This is a genomic window from Ruegeria sp. CG8, assembly GCF_056537165.1.
In genome coordinates this window covers 59,086-80,641 of sequence record NZ_JBQFRA010000006.1, presented here as the reverse complement: position 1 = coordinate 80,641, position 21,556 = coordinate 59,086, and the positions used below count along the sequence as shown (strand labels likewise).

At 62.9% G+C, this 21,556-nt stretch carries 30 protein-coding genes; 12 read left to right on the top strand and 18 right to left on the bottom strand.

What is annotated here, in order from left to right; all coding sequences use genetic code 11:
- Positions 1–7 precede the first annotated feature (7 nt).
- Positions 8–1,264: a fumarylacetoacetase gene (gene fahA / locus ACR0EF_RS17330; protein ID WP_170372665.1), complete on the bottom strand. Its 1,257-nt coding sequence runs from the start codon at positions 1,262–1,264 to the stop codon at positions 8–10.
- 42 nt (positions 1,265–1,306) lie between these two features.
- Positions 1,307–2,662 carry a homogentisate 1,2-dioxygenase gene (gene hmgA, locus ACR0EF_RS17325; RefSeq protein WP_149776335.1) on the bottom strand — a complete coding sequence of 452 codons (1,356 nt, stop codon included), beginning with the start codon at positions 2,660–2,662 and terminating at the stop codon, positions 1,307–1,309.
- 56 nt (positions 2,663–2,718) lie between these two features.
- Between hmgA and ACR0EF_RS17320 the strand changes: the two genes are divergently transcribed.
- Positions 2,719–3,171, top strand: coding sequence for a MarR family winged helix-turn-helix transcriptional regulator (locus ACR0EF_RS17320; protein WP_093965172.1), 453 nt, complete (start codon positions 2,719–2,721; stop codon positions 3,169–3,171).
- A gap of 59 nt (positions 3,172–3,230) precedes the next feature.
- A complete protein-coding gene (locus ACR0EF_RS17315) occupies positions 3,231–4,463 on the top strand; it encodes an adenylate/guanylate cyclase domain-containing protein (protein ID WP_170343374.1) in 1,233 nt (410 codons plus the stop codon).
- Here the strand turns inward: ACR0EF_RS17315 and ACR0EF_RS17310 are convergent.
- Entirely contained in the window at positions 4,460–5,269 is an 810-nt protein-coding gene (locus tag ACR0EF_RS17310) for a division plane positioning ATPase MipZ (protein ID WP_093965175.1), read from the bottom strand. The genes ACR0EF_RS17315 and ACR0EF_RS17310 overlap by 4 nt on opposite strands.
- A gap of 218 nt (positions 5,270–5,487) precedes the next feature.
- On the opposite strand from ACR0EF_RS17310, the gene ACR0EF_RS17305 reads away from it, so the two are divergent.
- The gene (locus ACR0EF_RS17305; protein ID WP_170373302.1) at positions 5,488–6,375 is read left to right on the top strand and encodes an AEC family transporter; all 888 of its coding nucleotides are present in this window, start codon (positions 5,488–5,490) and stop codon (positions 6,373–6,375) included.
- A 25-nt stretch (positions 6,376–6,400) separates the two neighbouring features.
- Positions 6,401–6,721, top strand: a complete 321-nt coding sequence (locus ACR0EF_RS17300; protein WP_170372669.1) for a Dabb family protein — start codon at positions 6,401–6,403, stop codon at positions 6,719–6,721.
- A 65-nt stretch (positions 6,722–6,786) separates the two neighbouring features.
- Here ACR0EF_RS17300 and rpmE read toward each other — a convergent pair whose 3' ends face one another.
- Both rpmE and rplS read right to left on the bottom strand, forming a co-directional pair.
- A complete protein-coding gene (gene rpmE, locus ACR0EF_RS17295) occupies positions 6,787–7,008 on the bottom strand; it encodes a 50S ribosomal protein L31 (protein WP_093965180.1) in 222 nt (73 codons plus the stop codon).
- A gap of 11 nt (positions 7,009–7,019) precedes the next feature.
- A complete protein-coding gene (gene rplS, locus ACR0EF_RS17290) occupies positions 7,020–7,403 on the bottom strand; it encodes a 50S ribosomal protein L19 (RefSeq protein WP_093965183.1) in 384 nt (127 codons plus the stop codon).
- 395 nt (positions 7,404–7,798) lie between these two features.
- Between rplS and ACR0EF_RS17285 the strand changes: the two genes are divergently transcribed.
- Positions 7,799–8,602 (top strand): glycoside hydrolase family 25 protein, encoded by an 804-nt coding sequence (locus ACR0EF_RS17285; RefSeq protein WP_170367885.1) that lies wholly within the window; start codon positions 7,799–7,801, stop codon positions 8,600–8,602.
- On the opposite strand, the gene trmD is transcribed toward ACR0EF_RS17285, so the two are convergent.
- The 10 genes from trmD to ffh form a co-directional block, all read right to left on the bottom strand.
- On the bottom strand, positions 8,599–9,408 hold the full coding sequence (trmD, locus tag ACR0EF_RS17280) for a tRNA (guanosine(37)-N1)-methyltransferase TrmD (protein ID WP_170372671.1): 810 nt from the start codon (positions 9,406–9,408) through the stop codon (positions 8,599–8,601). The genes ACR0EF_RS17285 and trmD overlap by 4 nt on opposite strands.
- Positions 9,405–10,223 (bottom strand): hypothetical protein, encoded by an 819-nt coding sequence (locus tag ACR0EF_RS17275; protein WP_170372673.1) that lies wholly within the window; start codon positions 10,221–10,223, stop codon positions 9,405–9,407. The genes trmD and ACR0EF_RS17275 overlap by 4 nt, the downstream gene beginning before the upstream one ends.
- Positions 10,220–10,723 (bottom strand): ribosome maturation factor RimM, encoded by a 504-nt coding sequence (rimM, locus tag ACR0EF_RS17270; protein WP_093965189.1) that lies wholly within the window; start codon positions 10,721–10,723, stop codon positions 10,220–10,222. Before rimM ends, ACR0EF_RS17275 begins: the two co-directional genes overlap by 4 nt.
- Positions 10,716–10,865 (bottom strand): hypothetical protein, encoded by a 150-nt coding sequence (locus ACR0EF_RS17265; RefSeq protein ID WP_170372674.1) that lies wholly within the window; start codon positions 10,863–10,865, stop codon positions 10,716–10,718. The genes rimM and ACR0EF_RS17265 overlap by 8 nt, the downstream gene beginning before the upstream one ends.
- Before the next feature lie 6 nt (positions 10,866–10,871).
- Positions 10,872–11,507 (bottom strand): 5,6-dimethylbenzimidazole synthase, encoded by a 636-nt coding sequence (bluB, locus tag ACR0EF_RS17260; RefSeq protein ID WP_170372676.1) that lies wholly within the window; start codon positions 11,505–11,507, stop codon positions 10,872–10,874.
- A 12-nt stretch (positions 11,508–11,519) separates the two neighbouring features.
- A complete protein-coding gene (gene rpsP / locus ACR0EF_RS17255) occupies positions 11,520–11,915 on the bottom strand; it encodes a 30S ribosomal protein S16 (protein WP_093965193.1) in 396 nt (131 codons plus the stop codon).
- Positions 11,916–11,985: 70 nt separating this feature from the next.
- On the bottom strand, positions 11,986–12,282 hold the full coding sequence (locus tag ACR0EF_RS17250) for a chorismate mutase (RefSeq protein ID WP_170342735.1): 297 nt from the start codon (positions 12,280–12,282) through the stop codon (positions 11,986–11,988).
- Positions 12,279–12,830, bottom strand: a complete 552-nt coding sequence (locus ACR0EF_RS17245) for a GNAT family N-acetyltransferase (protein ID WP_170372678.1) — start codon at positions 12,828–12,830, stop codon at positions 12,279–12,281. The genes ACR0EF_RS17250 and ACR0EF_RS17245 overlap by 4 nt, the downstream gene beginning before the upstream one ends.
- Positions 12,827–13,435 carry a GNAT family N-acetyltransferase gene (locus ACR0EF_RS17240; RefSeq protein ID WP_170373301.1) on the bottom strand — a complete coding sequence of 203 codons (609 nt, stop codon included), beginning with the start codon at positions 13,433–13,435 and terminating at the stop codon, positions 12,827–12,829. The genes ACR0EF_RS17245 and ACR0EF_RS17240 overlap by 4 nt, the downstream gene beginning before the upstream one ends.
- The gene (ffh, locus tag ACR0EF_RS17235) at positions 13,436–14,944 is read right to left on the bottom strand and encodes a signal recognition particle protein (RefSeq protein WP_170372681.1); all 1,509 of its coding nucleotides are present in this window, start codon (positions 14,942–14,944) and stop codon (positions 13,436–13,438) included.
- Between the two features lie 258 nt (positions 14,945–15,202).
- On the opposite strand from ffh, the gene ACR0EF_RS17230 reads away from it, so the two are divergent.
- Positions 15,203–15,733 (top strand): prolyl-tRNA synthetase associated domain-containing protein, encoded by a 531-nt coding sequence (locus ACR0EF_RS17230; protein ID WP_170373300.1) that lies wholly within the window; start codon positions 15,203–15,205, stop codon positions 15,731–15,733.
- Here ACR0EF_RS17230 and ACR0EF_RS17225 read toward each other — a convergent pair whose 3' ends face one another.
- Together ACR0EF_RS17225 and ACR0EF_RS17220 are read right to left on the bottom strand one after the other, a co-directional pair.
- The gene (locus tag ACR0EF_RS17225; protein WP_170373299.1) at positions 15,734–16,474 is read right to left on the bottom strand and encodes an aspartate/glutamate racemase family protein; all 741 of its coding nucleotides are present in this window, start codon (positions 16,472–16,474) and stop codon (positions 15,734–15,736) included. It lies immediately after the preceding gene.
- Positions 16,475–16,547: 73 nt separating this feature from the next.
- The gene (locus ACR0EF_RS17220) at positions 16,548–17,129 is read right to left on the bottom strand and encodes an FMN-dependent NADH-azoreductase (protein WP_170373298.1); all 582 of its coding nucleotides are present in this window, start codon (positions 17,127–17,129) and stop codon (positions 16,548–16,550) included.
- Positions 17,130–17,250: 121 nt separating this feature from the next.
- On the opposite strand from ACR0EF_RS17220, the gene ACR0EF_RS17215 reads away from it, so the two are divergent.
- From ACR0EF_RS17215 to ACR0EF_RS17200, 4 genes are all read left to right on the top strand, one after another.
- Positions 17,251–18,129, top strand: a complete 879-nt coding sequence (locus ACR0EF_RS17215; protein ID WP_170367906.1) for a LysR family transcriptional regulator — start codon at positions 17,251–17,253, stop codon at positions 18,127–18,129.
- On the top strand, positions 18,126–19,040 hold the full coding sequence (locus ACR0EF_RS17210) for a DMT family transporter (protein WP_170373297.1): 915 nt from the start codon (positions 18,126–18,128) through the stop codon (positions 19,038–19,040). Before ACR0EF_RS17215 ends, ACR0EF_RS17210 begins: the two co-directional genes overlap by 4 nt.
- A 57-nt stretch (positions 19,041–19,097) precedes the next feature.
- On the top strand, positions 19,098–19,367 hold the full coding sequence (locus ACR0EF_RS17205; RefSeq protein WP_141138530.1) for a hypothetical protein: 270 nt from the start codon (positions 19,098–19,100) through the stop codon (positions 19,365–19,367).
- Between the two features lie 74 nt (positions 19,368–19,441).
- On the top strand, positions 19,442–19,855 hold the full coding sequence (locus ACR0EF_RS17200; RefSeq protein ID WP_170361483.1) for a universal stress protein: 414 nt from the start codon (positions 19,442–19,444) through the stop codon (positions 19,853–19,855).
- Here the strand turns inward: ACR0EF_RS17200 and ACR0EF_RS17195 are convergent.
- On the bottom strand, positions 19,852–20,187 hold the full coding sequence (locus tag ACR0EF_RS17195; RefSeq protein WP_170361571.1) for an ArsR/SmtB family transcription factor: 336 nt from the start codon (positions 20,185–20,187) through the stop codon (positions 19,852–19,854). The genes ACR0EF_RS17200 and ACR0EF_RS17195 overlap by 4 nt on opposite strands.
- Positions 20,188–20,418: 231 nt before the next feature.
- Between ACR0EF_RS17195 and ACR0EF_RS17190 the strand changes: the two genes are divergently transcribed.
- Together ACR0EF_RS17190 and ACR0EF_RS17185 are read left to right on the top strand one after the other, a co-directional pair.
- Positions 20,419–20,751: an AtpZ/AtpI family protein gene (locus ACR0EF_RS17190; protein ID WP_093965213.1), complete on the top strand. Its 333-nt coding sequence runs from the start codon at positions 20,419–20,421 to the stop codon at positions 20,749–20,751.
- 2 nt (positions 20,752–20,753) lie between these two features.
- Complete coding sequence (locus tag ACR0EF_RS17185) at positions 20,754–21,509, top strand: F0F1 ATP synthase subunit A (RefSeq protein ID WP_093965215.1); 756 nt, start codon at positions 20,754–20,756, stop codon at positions 21,507–21,509.
- Positions 21,510–21,556: the final 47 nt, after the last annotated feature.

The window sequence follows — 21,556 nt, the reverse complement described above, 5'->3', positions numbered from 1 at the left end:
GCGCTCCTTATCGTGCGTATGGGTCTTCGAGGGCAGGCAGCACCGTGCCGGTGCAGTCGCCGAACCCGATCGTGTAGCCGTCGCCCCGGGCCGCGCCCTTCAGGGTCAGCGTGTCGCCGTCTTCGATGAAGCTGCGGGTTTCGCCGGTGTCCAGCGTGATCGGTTCCTTGCCGCCCCAGCTGAGTTCCAGCAGCGAGCCGCGGCTGGCTTTCGTCGGACCCGAAATCGTGCCCGAACCCAGCAGGTCGCCCACGTTCATCGGGCAGCCCGAGGTGGTGTGATGCGCCAGTTGCTGCGCCGAGGAATAATACATTTCCTTGTAGTTGGTGCGGGCGATGGTGGACGCCGGTTTGCCCTCGGGCGCCATCGTCACCTCGAGCTCGATGTCATAGAGCATCGGGCCGCAGTCCTTGAGGTGGTCCAGCAACTCGACCTCACGCGGGGGCGTGTCGCAGCGGAACGGGTCCAGCGCGGCCTTGGTCACGATCCAGGGCGAAATCGAGGTGGCGGTGGCCTTGGCCTGGAACGGGCCCAGCGGCTGATATTCCCAGGCCTGGATGTCGCGCGCCGACCAGTCGTTCAGCAGGACATAGCCAAAGATGTGGTCGTCTGCCTCCTGCACGGTGATCGGGCCGTCGGACGGGGTGCCGACGATGGCCCCCATCTCCAGCTCGATGTCGAAGCGGCGGCTGGGCAGGAAGGCGGGTCGGTCATGGTCGGGCGATTTCAACTGCCCCCACGGGCGGCGGATATCGGTGCCCGAAACCACCACCGACGAGGCCCGTCCGTTGTAGCCGATGGGGATGTGCAGCCAGTTGGGTGGCAGCGCGTTTTCCGGGCCGCGGAACATGGTGCCCACATTGGTGGCGTGGTGCTTGCCCGCGTAGAAATCGGTGTATTCGCTGACGGCGAAGGGCATGTGCAGTTGGGCCTCGGCCTGCGGAACCAGCAGCGGTTCGACCTTGTCCTGTTCTTTTGATCCTTTGGCCAGCAGGGCAGTCAGTCGCTCGCGCAGCGCGGCCCAGACGGCCGGTCCCTGTTCCATCAACGGGTTCCAGAAGGGCAGGTCGAACAGCGGCTCGTCGCCCAGCGTGATCAGCCCTTCGGCCTCGGCGGCGGACACGTCGAGGATCATGTCCCCGATGGCCACGCCGCAGCGCGGTTCGGACCCTGCGGTCGAAAAGACGCCATAGGGCAGGTTGTTCAGCGGAAACGGGTGGTTCGCGTCATTGGCCGAGGCCACCCAGGATTTCATCAAAGGCATTGCGTTTCCTTGTGCGGTGCGGTGGCCGTGGGGCCACCGGTGTCATTTCTTGCCGGGCGTGCCGTCGAATTTCTTTTCCAGATCCGTCCAGCAATCGATGTAGTCATCCTGCAGCGGCGCCTCGTTCGCGGCAAAGGCGGTCAGGTGCTGCGGAAAGCGGGTCTCGAACATGAAGGACATGGTGTTGTCCAGCTTGTCCGGCCCCAGATTGGCGTTGGACGCCTTTTCAAAGGCTTCTTTGTCGGGGCCATGCGGGATCATCATGTTGTGCAGGCTCATGCCGCCCGGCACGAAGCCCTGCGGCTTGGCGTCATACTGGCCGTAGATATTGCCCATCAGCTCGGACATGATGTTCTTGTGGTACCACGGCGGGCGGAACGTGTCCTCCATCACCATCCAGCGTTCGCGGAACAGCACGAAATCGATATTGGCCGTGCCCGGCACGCCCGAAGGCGCGGTCAGCACGGTGAAGATCGACGGATCCGGGTGGTCGAACAGGATCGCCCCGACTGGGCAGTAGGTGCGCAGGTCGTATTTGTAGGGCGCGTAGTTGCCGTGCCAGGCCACCACGTCCAGCGGGCTGTGGCCGATCTTGGTGGTGTGGAACTGGCCGCACCACTTGATCGTCACGGTCGAGGGCACCTCGCGATCTTCGAAGGCCGCCACGGGCGCCTTGAAGTCGCGCGGGTTGGCCATGCAGTTCGCGCCGATCGGGCCGCGGCCCGGCAGCTCGAATTTCTGGCCGTAATTCTCGCAGACGAAACCGCGGCAGGGGCCTTCCAGCACCTCGACGCGGTAGACCAGCCCGCGCGGGATGATGGCGATTTCCTTGGGTTCCAGGTCGATGATGCCCAGCTCGGTCGCAAAGCGCAGGCGGCCTTCCTGTGGCACCACCAGCAGCTCGGAATCGGCCGAGAAGAAATAGTCGTCCACCATCGATTCGGTGACCAGATAGATGTGGCTGGCCATGCCGACCTGGGTGTTCACGTCGCCGGCGGTGGTCATGGTGCGCATGCCGGTCAGCCAGGTCAGCGGCTGGTCGGAATGGGGCACCGCGTCCCAGCGGTACTGGCCCAGGCTGATCACGTCCGGATCGACATTCGGGGCGCTTTTCCAATAGGGCAGGTCGATCTTTTCATAGCGGTGCGAATGCTTGACCGACGGCCGGATGCGATAGCACCAGGTGCGCTCGGGCGGGTTGGCGGTGAAGGCGGTGCCGCTAAGCTGTTCGCCATATAGGCCATAGTTGCATTTCTGCGGGCTGTTCATGCCCTGCGGCAGCGCGCCGGGCAGCGCCTCGGTTTCAAAGTCATTGCCAAAGCCGGGCATATAGCCTGCATGGGTGCCAACGGGCGTGCTGGCTTGGGTCAGAGCGTGCGGGTCAGTCGGACGATTCATCGGGGTTCCTCCGTTTGCTGCTTGTCGGATAATAGTTGATTTTGTAACTAACAACCATGACACAGCCAGATTCCGCCGAAAAAGATGACTTCGACCTGCGAAATTTCTTGCCCTTCCTGCTCAACCAGGCGGCCGAGGAAAGCTCGTTGGATTTCCAGAAGGTTTACAAGAACCGCTATGGGATGCTGCGCACCGAATGGCGCGTGTTGTTCCACCTTGGCAATTACGGAGAGATGACCGCCAAGCAGATCGGGGAACGTGCCAAGATGCACAAGACCAAGATCAGCCGCGCGGTGCACAAGCTGGAACAGCGCCGATACCTGCGGCGCACCCGCGATGAAAACGACCGCCGGATGGAGCGGCTGACCCTGACCCCCGCCGGTCTGACGGTGTACCGCGAATTGCGCGACATCGCCCGCGACTATGACGCCCGGCTGGCGGGCATGTTCACGACGGGCGAGGCGGCGCTGTTGAGGATGATGCTGCGGCGGCTGGCCGGGATGGACTGACCTCTGGTAATCTGGCCCCGCAGCCCCCAAGTGGGGTGCAGACCAGACGGAGCCCCAAGATGCCATCCACCGACCCCAAATCCCGCGCCGATGACCTGATTGGATGGTTGCTGGACCGAGGGCTGGAAGGGGCGGAACAGTCGGAAATACTCGAAGGCTATTGCCTGCGGCTTGTGGATGCGGGCGTTCCTCTGATGCGGTTTCACGCCGCCCAGAGCGCCTATCACCCCACTTACGGCGGCACCGGCTTCAACTGGTACCGGGACGAAGGGGGCAGTGTCGAGAATTATGAGCACCGCGAGGAATTGCCTGATCAGTGGGTTTCCAGCCCGCTCTATGCGATGCTGCAGTCCGGCGCGAAGGAGCTGCGTGAAAGGCTGAAAGACCAGAACGAACCCAGCCGATTTCCGTTTTTGAACGAGCTGCATCAGAAAGGTGCCACCGACTACTTTGCATCCGGTCTGGTTCTGCAGAAGGTCGAGCCCGAAAACCGGATTGCCCTGGATCAGATGCCCGAGGGGGTCTTGATGTCGTGGACGACGGACCATGCCGAGGGGTTCGACGACATTCACCTGGATCTGATCCGATATGCTCTGCCGCATCTGGGGCTGGCCTTGAAATCGGCCTCGAACCGGAAAATGGCGCAGGATCTGCTGCGCGTCTATCTGGGGCGGGATGCGGGTCGGCGCGTGCTGTCGGGGGAAATCCGGCGCGGATCGTTGCAGCAGATCGACGCCGTGATCTGGAACTTCGACCTCGAGGGCTTTACCGGCCTGGCCGAACGCCTTCCCGGGTCGGACATCATCGCCATGCTGAACGACTATCTGGCCGTGGCGGTCGAGGTCGTTCAGGGTTGTGGCGGCAATATCCTGAAATTCATGGGCGACGGGCTGATGGCCATGTTCGACGTGGGCGAGATCGACGAGGACGCCCGCGCCGCGCTGGCCGCCGTTGGTGTTCTGCAGACGCGTATGGCCGAGCTCAACGCGGAACGGGCCGCCGCCGGCCTGCCGGTCGCCAATTTCACACTTGCCTTGCATTCGGGCGAGATCCTTTATGGCAATATCGGTGCTGAAAGCCGGCTGGATTTCACTGTGATCGGACCGGCGGTGAACCAGGCCGCGCGTATCGCAGGCATGCACCGCTCGCTGGACCGGCGTATCTTGATCTCGGATGACGTGGCCCGCGCCGCTCAGCCCTGCGAACAGGACCTGATCTCGGTCGGGCGCTATATGCTGCGCGGCGTGCCCGAACCCAAAGAGCTGTTCACGATCTACGCGCCGACGGCCTAGAAGTCGATCTCGACCCCAGGCAGGTTCAGTTCGCGCATCATGTCGCGCAACTCCTGACGGGCAGCGATGTTCGAAATGTTGAGCTGTTTCACCCCGATATCCTTGAGATCCAGCAGGGTCAGCCCGCGCGGGAAAAGCTCGCGAAAGATCACACGCTCGGAAAAGCCCGAGGCGACGCGGAAGCCGATGCGCTGCGACAGCATCTCGATGGCGCGCTGCATCTTTTCCTTGTTGACCATGCGCTGGGTGCCCACGCGGTTGCGCACCACCACCCAATCGATCGGTTTCAGCCCGGCCTGCGCCCGCAATTGCCGCGCGTTCCAGACCATCTCGGAATAGACCGAGGGGCCGAGAATCTTTTCGCCCTTCGAGTCGATCCGGGCCAGCAGGTCGAAATCGATGAAACTGTCGTTCAGCGGCGTGATCAGCGTGTCGGCCAGCGAATGTGCCACCTGGCTCAGCCTTGTGTGCGAGCCGGGGCAGTCGATCAGGATGAAATCGCTGTCGCTCTCCAACTCGGCCACGGCGGCGGACAGACGGTGGTCATAGATGTTCTCGCCGGGTTTGAGCTTGCTAGCGTCGATCTCGGGCAGGTCATGGTGACGCGGGCTGGGCAGCTCCAGCTTTTCCGTGGACAGGAAATTGCGGCGGTTCTCGAAATAGCGGCCCAGGCTGCGCTGCCGCAGGTCCAGATCCAGGGTGCTGACCTTGTTGCCCAAACGCGCAAGCGCGGTTGCAACATGCATGGAAACCGTCGACTTGCCTGCGCCGCCCTTTTCGTTCCCCACAACGATGATATGTGCCATACCTGTATTCCCAAGTCGCGCCGTGTTTGCCTACACGTTGTTTGAACCCACTATATGTTGTGTGATCCGCGAAGAAAAGCGGTCCTGTAGGGTCTGCGGGACAATATCAGTGTCTAAATTGGATTTTTTCGCGATACCCGCAGCTTGACGCTTGGTTGTTGCCAAACGGGGCGTGCGCCGCCACAGTCTGCAAACTGACTTGGACGCAAGGACCCGGCTTGGAGCACGTATTCCTGAACGTATTGAACATCGTTCTGCCGGTGCTGATCTGTGCCGGTGTGGGGTACGGGCTGGCGGTCGCGCGCGCACCGTTCGACAACAAGGTGATTGGCGGGATTGTCTCGAAGGTGGGATATCCGACACTGATCATCTCTCATCTGTCCGCCACCAAGATCCAGATTGCCACGTTTCTGGACACGATGGCGGCTGCTGCCCTCGCCATTGCGGCATTCGGCGTGCTCGGATTTTTGGCGTTGCGGCTGTTGCGCTGGCCGGTGCGGGCGTTTCTGACCCCGCTGATGCATGGCAATGTGGGCAATATCGGATTGCCGGTCACTCTGCTGGCACTGGGCGATGCGGGCATGGCCTATACGATGGCTTTTGTCGTCGTGGTGTTGGTGAGCATTTTCACGGTCGGCATGTGGATTCCGGCCGGAGAGTTCTCGGCCCGCAAGCTTGCAACGTCTCCAATCATCTATGCGGTTGTCATCGCGCTGACGCTGATGGCTACGGGTTTTGCCCTGCCGCAACCGATCGCCAAATCCTTTGACATTCTGGGCGGGCTGTCGATCCCGCTGATGTTGCTGACACTGGGTCACACGCTGGCCACGCTTCGGACAGGCAGCCTTGGCCGGGCAGTCGTTCTGACATGTCTGCATCTCGTTCTGGCAACCGGGATCGCCACCACGCTTGTCTGGCTGTTCGGCTTTACCGGGGTCGAACGCGGAGCGTTGATCCTGTGCTGCCTGATGCCGTCCTCGGTTGCGACATACCTGTTCATCGACCAGCATGTTCCGGAATATGGCCCGGAAGTGGCCGGGTACATCATGGTCTCAACCCTGACGACGATCCTGGTGCTGCCGCTCGCCTTGGCCTACTGGATCTGACTTTGCCCAACCAGGAACCGACATCATGATATTGCACTGCGTGTTCTTCACTTTCCGATCAGATGCACCGCAGGACGCGCGCCGCGCCGTTCTGACCGGCTTGGCCGAGCTATGCGCTGATCTGGACGGGGCCTTGGCCTTTGAACGCGGCCCAAATCTCGATTTCGAAGGAAAGACGCAGGACTATCGCGATGGGTTCGTGATCCGCTTTGCGGATCGACCCGCCGTGAAGGCTTACGCCGAACACCCGACACACCGCCGGTTGGGCGGTCAGCTATGTGATCTGTGTCAGAATGGTGCCGACGGGATCGTCGTCTTTGACCTAGACGTGCCGGACGCGCAATAGAAGCGGCCAACGAAAAAAGGCCGCCCCCTCTGGGACGGCCTTGGAAATTCCGCAAAGGCGCTGGTTCAGAAACCCAGGCCTTCGTATTTCTTTTTGAACTTCGACACGCGACCGCCGGCGTCCATCAGGCGCGACGAGCCACCGGTCCACGCGGGGTGCGAGGAGGGGTCGATTTCCAGGGCCAGCTGATCGCCTTCGGCGCCCCAGGTCGATTTCATCTGGATCACGGTGCCGTCGGTCAGTTTGACGTCGATCATGTGGTAGTCGGGATGGATGTCTTTTTTCATCTTTCCGCTCCTTACGCCTCGGCGCCAGCCTTGGGCTTGTAGTTGGTGACTTCTGCGATACGGGCGGATTTACCGCGACGGGTACGCAGATAGTACAGTTTGGCGCGACGGACGCGGCCACGACGGACAACGGTGATGCTGTCGATGTTGGTCGAATACAGCGGGAACACACGCTCCACGCCTTCGCCAAACGAAATCTTGCGAACGGTGAACGATCCGGCGATGCCGTCGCCGTTTTTACGCGCGATGCAGACACCTTCGTAGTTCTGCACACGGGTGCGCGAGCCTTCGGTCACCTTGTAGCCGACACGGATGGTGTCACCGGCTTTGAAGTCGGGGATGTCTTTCCCGAGGGCGGCAATCTGTTCCGCCTCAAGCTGTGCGATCAGGTCCATCGCAGTTACTCCTATCTGCTCGTGGTTGGTCCACGAAGTTGGGCACGATCTGAGAGCTCTTGGTCTTCTCCGGGTCCCGCGATCTGCAGCCCGCCAGAGGTCAGGTCGAATGTTCCTTTTGGTCCGGGTTATTCCACAGCTTCCCTGATCCGAAGAAGGGCAGGTGCGTTCCTGCGATCAACCCAAAACACCGGAGTCGCCCCAAAGGCGGCACCGGATTGCGCCCGTTTAGGGAAGTCGGACGAGCATATCAAGCCCAAATCGCCGGTTTTCAGGCCAAATCGCGGTGGATTTGGTGGGAATCCGCCGTCACCCGTACCGCGGCGTTGCCTTGTGCCGGGGATCGGGCATTCTGGGTCATAATTTGAGGGCAGGTTTAGAGGCAGAGCAACACGATGAGCAAAGCGATTTTCTGCGTGGTTCTTGCGCTGGCACTGATGTCTTGCGGGCGTCGTGCGCCGGCGCCCCAAATCTTAGACCAACCGGTGGTCGCGGGACTTTCCGGACCTTCGGTTCTGTACCCAGCCTTTGCGGATGCCGACCCGCATGACTGGGAGCGGCGGCGGCCCGAGCACTATCCCGTGCATGGGCTCGACGTCTCGCGCTGGCAGGGACCGATCGACTGGCGTCAGGCCAAGGCCTCGGGGGTCAGTTTCGTGTTCATTAAGGCGACCGAAGGGGGCGACGTGGCCGATCCGATGTTCCAGGATCACAGTCAGGGCGCCCGGGCGGCGGGGGTTCCGTGGGGTGCATATCACTATTACTACTTCTGCCGCCCCGCGGCCGAACAGGCCCGTTGGTTCATTCGCAACGTTCCCCGAGGGGCCGACCTGCCGCATGTGCTGGACATGGAATGGACCCCCCATTCCAAGACCTGCACCCTGCGCCCCGATGGCAAAACGGTGCGGGCCGAGGCGGAAAGGTTCCTCGACATATTGGAGCGACATTATGGCCGCCGGCCGATCGTCTACACCACGGTCGATTTCTACGAGGACACAGGTATCGGACGTCTGCCAAAGACCGAGTTCTGGCTGCGCTCGGTCGCGGGGCATCCGCGCAATGTCTATCCCAAGGCAGTCTGGCGGTTCTGGCAGTACACGGGCACCGGGTTGGTTCCCGGCGTGCAGGGGCGGGTGGACATCAACGCCTTCAACGGCTCGCCTGATATCTGGGCGCGATGGAAGGCGGGCGCACCCTAGTCGTCGGTTTCCCCGCGCGCCTTCAGGTAGGCATCCCACAGGTCCGGGCGGCGCGTGCGGGTAATCTCTACCGCCATCTGGTGACGCCATTCGGCGATGCGTCCATGATGTCCGGACATCAGGATCGGAGGGATCTCGCGCCCGTTCCACTCGGCCGGCCGAGTGTATTGCGGGTGTTCCAGCAAGCCGGACGAAAAGCTCTCTTCCTCGGTCGAGGCCTGATTTCCCAGAACCCCGGGCAGCAGTCGCACGGTGGCGTCGATCAGCGCCTGCGCGGCAATCTCGCCTCCGGTCATGACGAAATCGCCCAGCGAGACTTCCTGGATGCCGTAGTGCTCCAAAACCCGTTCATCAACGCCTTCAAAGCGGCCACACAACAGGGTCATGCCATCGCAACGGGCCAAGTTCTGCATCATGCGCTGATCCATCCGGCGCCCGCGCGGGCTGAGGTAAATCAGCGGCCAGTTGCCCTGTACCCCATCCATAGTGTGATCAATGGCGGCCCCCAGTACATCCGGCCGCAACACCATGCCGGCACCGCCGCCTGCGGGCGTGTCGTCGACATTGCGATGCTTGCCGACACCGAACTGCCGCAGATCGACCGTTTCCAGTTGCCACAGCCCCTCCTGCAGCGCCTTGCCGATCAGGCTTTCGCCCAAGACGCCGGGAAAGGCAGATGGGAACAGCGTGATCACCTTGGCCTTCCACACGCCATGCAGGTCCGGCGTGGGCGTCAGCAGCTCACGCGGTTTCAGCGTGGGGCGAATGGCCTTGCGGCCATATGACTTTGCAGGTTTGTCCGTCATGTGTTCGTGGTCAGACTGTTTTGAGCGCGTTCGACGATGCGGGCTTTCTGTCGGACCAGCGCCGCCTCGTCCAGCCCCGATCGGTTCAACTCGAGCATTTCGGACAGCGCTTCTTGCGGCAATGCCGGGTTTGACCGAGTGGGCTTGACCAGCAGGGTGGCCTTCTCGGGCGGCAGGTCCAGGAATTCGGCAAAAGGTGTGCCGGGGCCAAAGCTATGCTCACGCAGGTCTTCCAGCCATTCGGTCCGCACTCGAACCGAGGGTAGCCGATCACGAACGGCGTCCGCAGTCTGCTGCAGCGAAGGGAGCTCTTCGAGCCTCTCGCGGAACGTGTCGAAATCCTGCACCAGCCGCGTGCGCTGAAGATCATGGGCCCAGAGACTGCGGATCCAACTGCCGCGCTGGCGCAGCGAGAGATATACGGTGATGTCCAGTTCCGACCCGACCAGCCGGTTGCGCAGCGTATCGACCAGGCAGGCGGCCAGATCAGGGGCTTCGGCGTATCCCACAACCAGATTGCGGCTGGGGCGAAGCCCCGAGAAGTTCTCCTCGCTCAGGATCAGGCCGCGCTTTTCCCCGAAATCCAGCGTCGCCAGAAGTTCGCGCCAGCGATTGCCGAATTCGGACAGCGTACCGAATGTCCCATACAGCGAATGGCGCGTGGCGGCTTCGGATAACCCGGATTTGCGGGTGACATAGGGCAGAACCAATGCGTGGCGCGGCCAGATCAACGCTCGGTTCTCGAACAGAAAGGATTGCGCGGCGGTCGTGCCGGTCTTGTGAAGGCCCAGATGCAGCAGGATGCGCCGCGTCACAGCAGGCCCTCGGGAGGGTCGGCGACGATACGCCCGGCTTCAAGGTCAACCGTGGGTACGGCCGCTTTGGTGAATGGCAGAAATACAGTGGATTTCAACCCGGGCCCGTGCAGTTCGAGCAGGTCGTCGGCGCCGTGGTTCTGCACCGATTTGACCCGCCCCAGCAGGGTTCCCCCGGTGTCATAGACCTCAAGCCCCAAAAGGTCGGCGTGATAGAATTCGTCATCCGGCAGCGATGGCAACTGCTCGCGCCGGGCATAAAGGCGCAGCCCCTTCAGGGCGTCCGCCTGTTCCTTGGTTTCGACCCCGCCCAGACGCGCGGCAAATCCGTTCTTGATCGCGCGTGTGATGATCAGCGGATAGCGCTGGGCGCCACTCTCGTCGGTCAGAGGGGAGTAGGTCTCGATATCCTCGGGTACCGCGCAATAGCTTTTCAGGCGGACCTCGCCGCGTACGCCGAAGGACCCGGCGATGCTGCCGACACAGATCAGATCAGTCATTGGGCATTTCCGTTGTCACGCATATTCCACTTTCCCAGACACCGATTTCGTCGCAGGCTTCGCGTTGATTGTTGCGCTCAAAGAACACGCCCACAATAAAGGCGATCAGCAGCAGGATGGGAAGGCGTATCAAACCAAACATGCCACCCTACCGCGTTTCCACCGGCAGGCTGCCGCGGCGGCACTCCCAGCCATGGGTTTCCAGTTCGGGCGTGTCCGAGCTTTCCTCGGGCCAGCCCACGCAGAAATAGCCGATCAGCCGCCAGCCCTCGGGCACCGACAGGTCGCGGGCCAGCCGGTCGGGATCGAGGATCGAAACCCAGCCCAGCCCCAGCCCATGCGCGCGCAGCGCCAGCCAGAACAAAGTGACAGCCGAGACCACCGAATAACGGCGCATCTCGGGCATGGTGCCTGCGCCCAGCCCCTGGCCCTTGTCGGTGGCGTCATCGCAGAACACCGCTAGCTGCACCGGCGCCTCCTGCATGCCCGACAGTTTCAGCTGGCTGTACAGCTGCGCCCGGTCACCGGAATAACCCGCCAGCGCGGCGTCATTGGCCGCCTTGAAATTCTCCAGCGCCGCGGTCCGGGCCGCTGGGCTTTCGACGCGGATCACGCGCCACGGTTCGCTCAGCCCCACCGAAGGGGCCAGCTGAAACGCGTCGAGGCAGCGCGTCAGCACTGCCTCGTCCACCGCGTCGGTGCAGAACCGGCGTACATCGCGCCGGAGCCGCATCAACAGATCGAACTGCGTGCGGAAGTCTTCGGTGAAAGCCTGATCCTGCACGCGCCCGCCTGTTTACTCTTCTGCAGCAGCAGCTTCTTCTTCGGCCGGAGCGGCAGCAGCCTCTGCGGCTTCAGCAGCCTTGGCGGCTTTCTCTTCGGCGCGCTCCTGGGCCTTCTTGCCCGGGGTGCCCTTCTGAGGGTTGTTGCGCTCGGCTTTCTCCTTGGCGCCGGCGGCTTCCAGCATGCGGGCGATCCGGTCGGTCGGCTGCGCGCCCTGGTCCAGCCAGTACTGGATGCGCTCCATGTTCATCTTCACGCGCTCTTCGCTGTCTTTCGGCAGCAGCGGGTTGTAGGTGCCCAGCTTCTCGATGAAGCGGCCGTCACGCGGCATGCGGCTGTCCGCTGCAACGATGCGGTAGAAGGGGCGCTTTTTCGAGCCGCCACGGGCCAGACGAATTTTCATTGCCATTGTGGTATCTCCTTTGGATGGCGTTGGCCGGAATGTTCCGGCTATTTCTGGTGTTTGTTGAACCTCGGGTTCACTTCTGGTGTTTCTTGTGGTGTCGGATGACTTCCTGAATGATGAAATTCAGGAAAGCCTTGGCAAAATCGGGGTCCAGATCCGCCTCTTTCGCCAGGTCTTCAAGCCGTGCGATCTGCGCGGCCTCGCGCGAGGGATCGGACGGGGGAAGTTCGTGTTCGGCCTTGAGCTTGCCAACGGCCTGCGTGTGCTTGAACCGCTCGGCCAGCGTATAGACCAGAATCGCGTCCAGCCGGTCGATGCTTTCGCGGTGGTCTTTCAGCAAGGCCGCGGCCCGCGTCACGGGATTGTTCATTGGCCGGTCCTTTCGGTGGTCAGATCGGTCGTTGACGTGTCGAGTTTCGGGTGCCGCCAGATCTGCGCGGACTTGCCCAGCACTTCGCCCTCGCGCTCGTAGGTCGCGCCGAGACGCTGGGCCAGAGCGCGCGAGCGGTCATTGGCGTGGGCGATATAGCTGATGACGCCATTCAGCCCCTGATGGCGCGCCGCATGGTCGCGGGCGGCCTGCGCGGCCTCGAAGCCCAGGCCCTTGCCCTCGACCTGCTCCATGAGGGTCCAGCCCAGCTCGGGTTCGTCCCAGCCCGGCACATAGATCATGCCGGTCCAGCCCACGAAAGTACCGCTGGCCTTTTCGGTCAGGTGCCACAGGCCATAGCCACGCAGCGCCCAATGGCCCAGACGGTTGGCCAGTCCGTTCCAGCAGCCCGCCGCATCCTTGGGGCCGCCCACCATGTGGCTGCGCTCGGTCGCGTAGAAGGCCGTCATGGCCGGCAGGTCGTCCGGATGCGGCGCCCGCAGGATCAGGCGCTCGGTCTCAAGGGTCGGGATGGCGAAGGTCGTCATGCGTAGGCCTCCATCCCGCCATCGCCGTCGCCGGGCAGATGACGATAGACCAGAACCGACTCGTCGAACCCGGCCTCGGCCTGCAGGTCGCGCTGGGCGCCCAGGCGCTCGGCCACGCGGGCCGAGGCTGCGTTGTCGGGGTCCACATAGCTGACCAGTGACGGCAGAGCCTGCGACCCCAGCGCAAAGTCGCGGGCGGCTTCGGCCGCCTCGGTTGCAATGCCACGCCTTTCGGCGGCTTCGGTCAGCAGATAGCCCAGCTCGTGTTCGCGGTCGCCGAATTCCATGCCAATCGACACGAAACCCAGAACCTGACCGCCCGCGCGGTCCTCGATGGCCCACATTCCCGCGCCGCGCAGCAGCCAGCCCGCGACGTATTGCGAGAAATCCAGCCAGGCCGCCTGCCGGTTAAACGGGCCGTCCATGTGTTTGGCACGGTCCGACATCAGGATGTCGGCATAGGTGTCGAAATCCCCGATCCGCGGCGCGCGCAGCACCAGCCGCGCGGTCTCCAGCCGCGGCAAGTCCGCAGCCAGCCGCGCCGACAGCGCGGCAGCGGGGCCGGTGGCCGGAGCCTCCCAGGGATATGCGACGGGCGCGGTCACTTACTTCTTCTTTCCGAATCCGCTCAGGCCGGGGGGCAGGGCCATGCCGCCGCCCATGCCGGGCATGCCGCCGGGCATCTTGCCGCCCATCGCCTTGGCCGCGGCTTCCAGCGCCTTGGGGTCCATGCCCGCGGCCATTTCTTCGGGCGAGGGGCCGCCTTTGCCGAACATGCCTTTCATGGCCTGTTTCAGCATCTTGCCTTTGCCCATCTTGCCCATCTTCTTCATCATGTCCGACATCTGCCGGTGCATCTTGAGCAGCTTGTTGATGTCGCTGACTTCCATGCCCGACCCGGCCGCGATGCGTTTCTTGCGGCTGGCCTGCAGCAACGCGGGGTTGGCGCGTTCTTTCTTGGTCATCGACTGGATCATGGCGATCTGCTGGCGCAGGATCCGGTCGTCCAGCCCGGCCTGATCCATCTGCTTGGCCATCTTGCCCATGCCCGGCATCATGCCCATCATGCCCTGCATGCCGCCCATCTGGATCATCTGTTCCAGCTGCATCTTCAGGTCGTTCATGTTGAACTGACCCTTCATCATGCGCTTCATCATGCGCTCGGTCTGCTCGAGCTCCATGGTCTCCTGGGCTTTTTCGACCAGTGAGACGATGTCGCCCATGCCCAGGATCCGGCCCGCGATGCGGTCGGGCTCGAAGGTTTCCAGCGCATCCATCTTCTCGCCCAGACCGACGAAGCGGATGGGCTTGCCGGTCACTGCGCGCATCGACAGCGCCGCGCCGCCGCGGCCGTCACCGTCCATCCGGGTCAGGACCACGCCCGTGATGCCGACCTTGGCGTCGAACTCCTCGGCCACCTCGACGGCGACCTGACCGGTCAGGCCGTCGACCACCAGCAGGGTCTCGCGCGGGTCGACCACGTTGCGGACCTGCTCGACCTCGTCCATCAGGACCTCGTCGATATGCAGACGGCCGGCGGTATCCAGCATGTAGACGTCATAGCCGCCCAGCGTGGCCTGCTGTTTGGCGCGCTTGGCGATGTCCACCGGTTTCTGCCCCGGTACGATCGGCAGAGTGTCGACTCCGATCTGGGTGCCCAGCACCGCCAGCTGGTCCATTGCCGCCGGGCGGTAGATGTCCAGCGAGGCCATCAGGACCTTCTTGCCCTCTTTTTCTTTCAGGCGTTTCGCCAACTTGCCGGTGGTTGTGGTCTTGCCTGAGCCCTGCAGGCCGACCATCAGGATCGGCGCGGGCGGATTGTCGATCTTCAGCTTGCCGGGGTCTTCCTCGCCGCGCAGGGTATCGACCAGCGCGTCGTGCACGATCTTAACGACCTGCTGGCCCGGCGTGATCGACTTGGTCACCGCCTGGCCGGTCGCCTGTTCCTGCACCTTCTTGACGAACGCACGCGCCACCGGCAGCGATACGTCAGCCTCTAGCAACGCCACGCGAACCTCGCGCAGGGCGGTTTTGACGTCTTCCTCGGACAGGGCGCCCTGTTTGGTCAGCCGGTCGAAGACGCCAGAGAGGCGTTCGGATAGATTTTCAAACATGCCTTCGGCCTCCTTCGCCGGTTCTCGGTTGGCGCCCCATAGATAGGGGCAGACGGGTCAATGCACAAACGCCCCCACGGGCGAAACTCGCTGGTGGGGGGCGATCCCTGAACGACTCAAGGGACCGGAAGAACAGACGCTTCCGGATGTTGCGTTGGCGTTTAGGCCCATTGGCCACCCGAGTCAACCATCCGCGCTTGCCGGGTTGCATCGTCTTGCCCCGTCGGCCATGACTGCCGCGATATTCGGGAGAAGACCATGGACGCCTCATCCGCCTTTCAGGACACATTGCCGCTTAGTTCCGATGCACTGCTGGCGCAGCTGGACGATTGGGGGCTGCCCTATCGCCTGCACAGCCACGTCCCGCTGCGGACGGTCGAAGAGTCGAAGGCGGTTGAGGATCAGTTCATGGTGCCGGGCGAAAACGCGTTGCGGCTCAAGAACCTGTATCTGCGCGACAAGAAAAAGCGGAACTACCTGGTGACGCTGGAGCAGAGCCGCGAGATCGACCTCAAGGCGCTGGGCGCCGAACTGGGGGTGGGCAACCTGTCCTTCGGGTCGGCGGATCGGCTGATGCAGAACCTCGGCATCCGTCCCGGCGCGGTCAGCCCGCTGGCGATGATCAACGGCGTCGGCAACGATGTGCGGTTCTTCATGGACGACGCGGCGCGGCGCGCGGACGTGATCTATATGCATCCATTGGTCAACGACCGGACGGTGGCGATGGCGCGCGACGACCTGATGGCCTTCTTCGATCGGATCGGGTGTGAGGTCACCTGGCTGCCCTGATCATTCGCTCAGCGCCTCTTTCAACGCGGCGGCGACATGGGCGGCCGAGGGATTGACGAACAGGTGTCCGTCGGTCTCGAAAACCGGGTCATCAAGATGTTGGGGAAAGGCCAGCGGCAATTCGGTGCAGGCCAGCAGGATCGCGGTTCCGGGGGCGGCGTGCCGGTTGCAGAATGCCAGCAGACGGTGGCGGGCATTGGCCGAGGCACCGCCATAGAATTCGGTGTCGATCATGGCCTGCATTTCCGCGATCTGGTCCTCGGGAAGTCGGTCATTGGCTGTGATGCCTTCAGCCGCCAGCCGTTCCGCATAGTGGCGCGCTTGCATCGTGACCGAGGTTCCCAGCACCAGCGCGCTTTTGGCGCCTGTCGTTTTGGTGGCCATGGCGGTTGCATCAAAGATACTCAGGATCGGCATGGTCACGCCCTGCCGGATCGCATGCAAACGGGCGTGAGGTGTGTTCGAGGCGATGATGCCAAAATCACATCCCGCCTGCTCAAGCGTCAGCAGTGCTTCGCGGAAAACGGCATCGAACGCGGCCCAGCTTGCTTCGTCGCCGGCGGTTCCGCGCAGCGCGCGGGTTTTAGCCTGGGTGACGGATTCTATGGTCATCGGAGGAACAGGAAGCGGCGATCCGTACCCGCGTTCTGCATAATGGCGCCCCGCGCCCTCGGCGATGGCGCGGTAATAGTCTATTGTCGACGCCCAGCCGACCCCGCCCAGAATTCCGATCTTCTTCATGACAACCGTCCAATCTGCCGATCTTGTTCGGGTGCAGATTGGACGGTTTGACCGGGGAAGGCCAGTGGCCGGATCAGGCGGCCAGTTCGGCCACGGCTTTCTGCGCGTTGCTCAGAGTTGCTTCCGGGTCCAGCGCCATGCGGTCGGCGGCCACCACATCCACGTCGTGGATGCCGATGAAGCCCAGCACATGGCGGGCGTATCCGGTTGCAAAGTCGATCTCGGACCCCACTGCGGTACCGCCCGAAGCGATGGCGAGGATGGCGCGCTTGCCCTCCAGCAGGCCCTTGGGGCCGTTCTCGGTATACGAGAACGTCAGGCCCGCACGGGCGACCAGGTCGATCCAGGCCTTGAAGGCGGCGGGGACCGAGAAATTGTAGATCGGCAGCCCGATCACCACCGTGTCGGCCTGCTGCAGTTCCTTGACCAGCTCGTCCGACAGGGCCAGCAGGTCGCGCTGGGTGGCGTCGCGTTGATCGGCGGGGGTGAAGTTGGCGGTGATCCAGTCCTCGGTCAGCAGGGGCAGGGGTGTGGCCAGGTCGCGGCGGATGATGCGGCTGGCGCCCAGGTGTCGAACGATGCGGGCCGACAGGTCGCGGGTGGCCGAGCCGGTGCGGCGGGCTGAGGCGTCGATATGCAGGATGGTCTTTGTCATGGCATGGCTCCTTCTAAAGGTTCGGATTTTGCGTCTGAGCCCAATATGAGTATTGCGTGAGCGAACGAAACTGGGATAAATCAACAGGCATTGTTGGAAATTGCACAGAATTGGTTTTGTTATGGACAATTGGGACGAGGTCCGCACCGCCTATCAGGTTGCGCGCATGGGCACGGTCAGCGGCGCGGCCGAGGTTCTGGGGGTGCACCATGCCACGGTGATCCGCCATATCGACGCGATCGAGGCCCGGCTGAAGGTCAAGCTGTTCCAGCGCCACGCGCGCGGCTACACCCCGACCGAGGCGGGCGAGGATCTGCTGCGCGTGGCTCAGGCCACCGAGGATCAGTTCAACCAACTGGTCGGGCGGCTGAAGGGGCGTGGAGACGATGTCTCGGGCGAGTTGGTGGTGACCTCGCTGGCCTCGCTGGCGCCGCTGGTGGTGCCGACGCTGACCGCGTTCCAGCAGGACCATCCCGACCTGATCGTGCGCTATCTGACCGGCGACCGCCTGTTCCGCCTGGAATATGGCGAGGCGCATGTGGCGATCCGCGCCGGTGCGGCCCCCGACCAGCCGGACAACGTGGTGCAGCCCTTCATGACGCAAGAGGTGGGGCTTTATGCCAGTCAGGACTACATCGCGCGGCGCGGCCTGCCCGCGGGCGTCGAGGATTTCCCCAACCACGCCTTCGTCGGGGCGGATGATGAAAACAGCCGCGCGCCTTTTTCGCGCTGGCTGCGCGCCAATGTCCCGGCCGAGGCGATCACCTTCCGCTGTTCCAACAACTTCACCGTGGCCGAGGCGGTACTGGCCGGGGCGGGGATCGGCTTCATGGCCCGGTGGGAGGCCGCCCGCCATCCGCAGTTGCAGGAGGTGATGGAGCCGCTGCCGGAATGGGCCGGCAACCTGTGGCTGGTGACCCATGTGGATCTGCACCGCACCAACAAGGTACAGACCTTTCTTAAATTCCTCAAGGAGCAGGCCAAGGACTGGCTGCCATGAGCCCGCAGGCGCGTGGCCATCTGGCCATGCTGGTGTTTTCGGCGCTGGTGGCGGGCAGTTTCTCGCTGGGTTCGATGATCGCCAACGAGATCGCGCCGGCGGCGTTGAACGCCGCGCGGTTCGCGATTGCCGGCGTGGTGATCGGCATCGCGGCGCTGATGACGACCGGCCTGCCGCGCAGCGCGGCGCGCGCGCCGTGGCGTTATCTGGTGCTGGGCGGGCTGTTCTCGGCCTATTTCGTGCTGATGTTCTACGGGCTGAAAACCGCGCCGCCGGTCAGCGCGGCGGCGGTGTTCACCTTGACGCCGATCTTGTCGGCGGTGGCGGGGTGGGTGTTGCTGCGCCAGATCACCACCCCGCACATGGCCCTCGCGCTGAGCGTGGGCGCGGTTGGTGCGCTGTGGGTGGTGTTCCGCGCCGATTGGCTGGCCTTTCGCGCCTTTGAGATCGGGCGGGGCGAGATCATCTATTTCTGGGGCTGTGTGGCCCATGCGATCTATACGCCCATGGTGCGAAAGCTGAACCGGGGCGAGCCGCCGGTCGTGTTCACCTTCGGCACGCTGGTGGCCGGGTGCGCAGTGCTGACGGTGTTCGGCTGGTCCGACATCCGCGCGACCGACTGGGCCAACCTGCCGGCGATCGTCTGGATCGGCCTGTTCTACGTCGCCATCTGCGCCAGCGCGGCCACCTTCGTTCTGTTGCAGTACGCCACGCTGCTGCTGCCATCGGCCAAGGTCATGGCCTATACCTACCTGACGCCCAGCTGGGTGATCATCTGGCAGATCGCGCTGGGCCAGCCGGCGCCGGGCCTGTTGGTCCTGGTGGGAATAGGGCTGACGATCCTTGCCCTCGTGCTGCTGCTGAAAGGGGATGACCTAGGGATGGCTCGGCAACAAACCGCGCCGGACTGACCTTTGCCAAAGCGCCCGTTCGTGGCAGGGTGAGGCAAACTCCGAAAGGACCGGAACATGCACAGATTGATTGCCTCGGCCACGCTAATGTTGGTTTTTGGATGTACGCAGGACACCGCCGACAATTCAACCCTTCAAGCCAGCTGCGAGGCATTGGTGGCTGCTGAGGCAAACCGGAGCCCCGCGGATGTCCAGGCTCTGTCTACAACTGCCGAACCGGCGGGAACCGTCACGCAGGTCGCAGTGGCCGGCGCTCAGGCACCCTGGCTGTGCCGCGCCGATCCCAGCGGCGTGGTCACAGGGGTCGAGTACAGCCAGCAAGGCTGATCCTCTTGGGTTGAGCCACATCAAGGGCCGGTTGTGTCAAACCCGCTAAGCTGTCGGCGTGAAAGGAGGGACTGATGTTCAAACACATAATGTTTCCCGTCGATCTGCATCTGCCACCCGAAGTGCGCAAGGCGGCCGAGGTTGCGGCACAGGTCGCCCGGTGGCAGGGGGCGCGGATAACCATCGTCAGCGTGACAAGCAATCAGCCCGGCGACCCCACGCAAACCGAATCCGCGATCAAGGACCATCTGTCCGATCTGGCGGACGAGTTGTCCCAAGCCAGTGGAGCGCAAGTTGATTTCCGCAACATTCATTCGGTGGATGTGGCGGTCGAAGTGGATGGTGACCTGGCCCGCACCGCTGAAGAGATCGGTGCCGACCTGATCGTGGTGGGCACCCATGCGCCGCGGATTACCGACTTTATACTGTCCAGCCATGCCGGATATCTGGCCAAACATGCCAGCATGTCGGTCTTCGTAGTGCGCTAGACCTCGTCCCCCGCGGAAAGCTGGTTTTCCAGGAACCGCTCGAACGCGTCCAGATTCACGGGTTCGAACTGCCCGAACCCTTGCATCCAGACCGAGGCCGCGCGCAACGCGTCGGGTTCCAGCTTGCACCATTTCACCCGGCCACGCTTTTCCTGGCTGATCAGCCCGGCCCGGGTCAGGATCGTCAGGTGTTTCGAGATCGCCGCCAGCGACATCTCGAACGGCTCGGCCACGTCGGTGACGGCCATGTCATCCTCGAGCAGCATCGCCAGGATGGCGCGCCGCGTGGGGTCGGCCAGGGCCGCAAAGACGGTATCGAGGTCATCGGACATGATCCCGCTGAACCACAGCGGGAAAGTTTGGTCAACCATTTGGTTGAATATGCGGAATCCGGTGCTTCCAGCGGAATGGATTGCCAGTGACCCGATCGGCAGACAACGTGCTCCCTTAATATACATTAGAAAACAAAGGTTTGAGCTGCGTCAATTGGAGTCATCAACAGCGTTGACTCTGCGCGCGAGGCCGCATAGCAACTGCGCCAAGACTGTGCGAGGGAAACGCCCGTGACCGATGACGACCCAAAGCAGCGCCTGACGCAGCTTGAGGCCAAGATCGACGCGGCAAAAAAGGCCAAAGCGCCGAAACCTCGTGCGGACGCTGACATATCCGGGGGCGAACTGGCCTGGCGGATGGTCATCGAGATGGTTTCCGGTCTGGGGATCGGATTTGGCATCGGGTACGGGCTGGACAGCCTGTTCGGGACGATCCCGATCTTCCTGGTGCTGTTCACATTGCTGGGCCTTGTCGCGGGCGTGAAGGTCATGCTCCGCAGCGCGCAAGAAGCTCAAGAGAAACAAGCGGCCTCGACACAGGCCGAGAAGGACGAGAGGGACTGAACGTGGCGACCGAGACCACCGCAGCAGAAGGCAGCAGCCTGGTTTTCCATCCGATGGACCAGTTCATCGTCAAGCCGCTTTTCGGCGGTGAGATGGCTTGGTACACGCCCACCAACGTGACCCTGTGGCTGTTCTTCGCGGTTCTGGCCATCATCGGCCTGCTGGTGCTGAGCACCTCGAAGCGCGCAATCGTCCCGACCCGCATGCAGTCGATCGCCGAGCTCGCCTACGGCTTCATCTACAAGATGCTGGAAGACATCTGTGGCAAGGAAGGCGTCAAATACTTCCCCTATGTCATGACCCTGTTCATGTTCATCGTCACCGCGAACTTCCTCGGCCTGATCCCGACCTCGTTTACCACGACATCGCATTTCGCGGTCACCATTCCGCTGGCGCTGGCCGTGTTTCTGACCGTGACCGTTCTGGGCTTTGTCAAGAACGGTGCTGGGTTCCTCAGCCTGTTCTGGGTGTCCAGCGCGCCGCTGGCGCTGCGCCCGATCCTGGCGATCATCGAGCTGATCTCGTACTTCGTGCGCCCGGTCAGCCACTCCATTCGTCTTGCAGGTAACGTCATGGCCGGCCACGCCGTGATCAAGGTTTTCGCCGGCTTCGCCGCGGTCGCCGTGATCTCGCCCGTGTCCGTTCTGGCGATCACCGCAATGTACGGCCTCGAGGTCCTGGTGGCCTTCATCCAGGCCTACGTATTCACCATTCTGACCTGTGTTTATCTGAAGGACGCTCTGCATCCGCATCACTGATCAGGGGCGACCCTGAGCACAGGAACGATAACCCAAAATCGAAACTT

Coding starts and splice junctions, on each gene's coding strand:
- fahA (WP_170372665.1), bottom strand. CDS start 1,264: ATGCCTTTGATGAAATCCTGGGTGGCCTCGGCCAATGACGCGAACCAC.
- hmgA (WP_149776335.1), bottom strand. CDS start 2,662: ATGAATCGTCCGACTGACCCGCACGCTCTGACCCAAGCCAGCACGCCC.
- ACR0EF_RS17320 (WP_093965172.1), top strand. CDS start 2,719: ATGACACAGCCAGATTCCGCCGAAAAAGATGACTTCGACCTGCGAAAT.
- ACR0EF_RS17315 (WP_170343374.1), top strand. CDS start 3,231: ATGCCATCCACCGACCCCAAATCCCGCGCCGATGACCTGATTGGATGG.
- ACR0EF_RS17310 (WP_093965175.1), bottom strand. CDS start 5,269: ATGGCACATATCATCGTTGTGGGGAACGAAAAGGGCGGCGCAGGCAAG.
- ACR0EF_RS17300 (WP_170372669.1), top strand. CDS start 6,401: ATGATATTGCACTGCGTGTTCTTCACTTTCCGATCAGATGCACCGCAG.
- rpmE (WP_093965180.1), bottom strand. CDS start 7,008: ATGAAAAAAGACATCCATCCCGACTACCACATGATCGACGTCAAACTG.
- rplS (WP_093965183.1), bottom strand. CDS start 7,403: ATGGACCTGATCGCACAGCTTGAGGCGGAACAGATTGCCGCCCTCGGG.
- ACR0EF_RS17285 (WP_170367885.1), top strand. CDS start 7,799: ATGAGCAAAGCGATTTTCTGCGTGGTTCTTGCGCTGGCACTGATGTCT.
- trmD (WP_170372671.1), bottom strand. CDS start 9,408: ATGACGGACAAACCTGCAAAGTCATATGGCCGCAAGGCCATTCGCCCC.
- rimM (WP_093965189.1), bottom strand. CDS start 10,723: ATGACTGATCTGATCTGTGTCGGCAGCATCGCCGGGTCCTTCGGCGTA.
- ACR0EF_RS17265 (WP_170372674.1), bottom strand. CDS start 10,865: ATGTTTGGTTTGATACGCCTTCCCATCCTGCTGCTGATCGCCTTTATT.
- rpsP (WP_093965193.1), bottom strand. CDS start 11,915: ATGGCAATGAAAATTCGTCTGGCCCGTGGCGGCTCGAAAAAGCGCCCC.
- ACR0EF_RS17250 (WP_170342735.1), bottom strand. CDS start 12,282: ATGAACAATCCCGTGACGCGGGCCGCGGCCTTGCTGAAAGACCACCGC.
- ACR0EF_RS17245 (WP_170372678.1), bottom strand. CDS start 12,830: ATGACGACCTTCGCCATCCCGACCCTTGAGACCGAGCGCCTGATCCTG.
- ffh (WP_170372681.1), bottom strand. CDS start 14,944: ATGTTTGAAAATCTATCCGAACGCCTCTCTGGCGTCTTCGACCGGCTG.
- ACR0EF_RS17230 (WP_170373300.1), top strand. CDS start 15,203: ATGGACGCCTCATCCGCCTTTCAGGACACATTGCCGCTTAGTTCCGAT.
- ACR0EF_RS17225 (WP_170373299.1), bottom strand. CDS start 16,474: ATGAAGAAGATCGGAATTCTGGGCGGGGTCGGCTGGGCGTCGACAATA.
- ACR0EF_RS17220 (WP_170373298.1), bottom strand. CDS start 17,129: ATGACAAAGACCATCCTGCATATCGACGCCTCAGCCCGCCGCACCGGC.
- ACR0EF_RS17215 (WP_170367906.1), top strand. CDS start 17,251: ATGGACAATTGGGACGAGGTCCGCACCGCCTATCAGGTTGCGCGCATG.
- ACR0EF_RS17210 (WP_170373297.1), top strand. CDS start 18,126: ATGAGCCCGCAGGCGCGTGGCCATCTGGCCATGCTGGTGTTTTCGGCG.
- ACR0EF_RS17205 (WP_141138530.1), top strand. CDS start 19,098: ATGCACAGATTGATTGCCTCGGCCACGCTAATGTTGGTTTTTGGATGT.
- ACR0EF_RS17200 (WP_170361483.1), top strand. CDS start 19,442: ATGTTCAAACACATAATGTTTCCCGTCGATCTGCATCTGCCACCCGAA.
- ACR0EF_RS17195 (WP_170361571.1), bottom strand. CDS start 20,187: ATGTCCGATGACCTCGATACCGTCTTTGCGGCCCTGGCCGACCCCACG.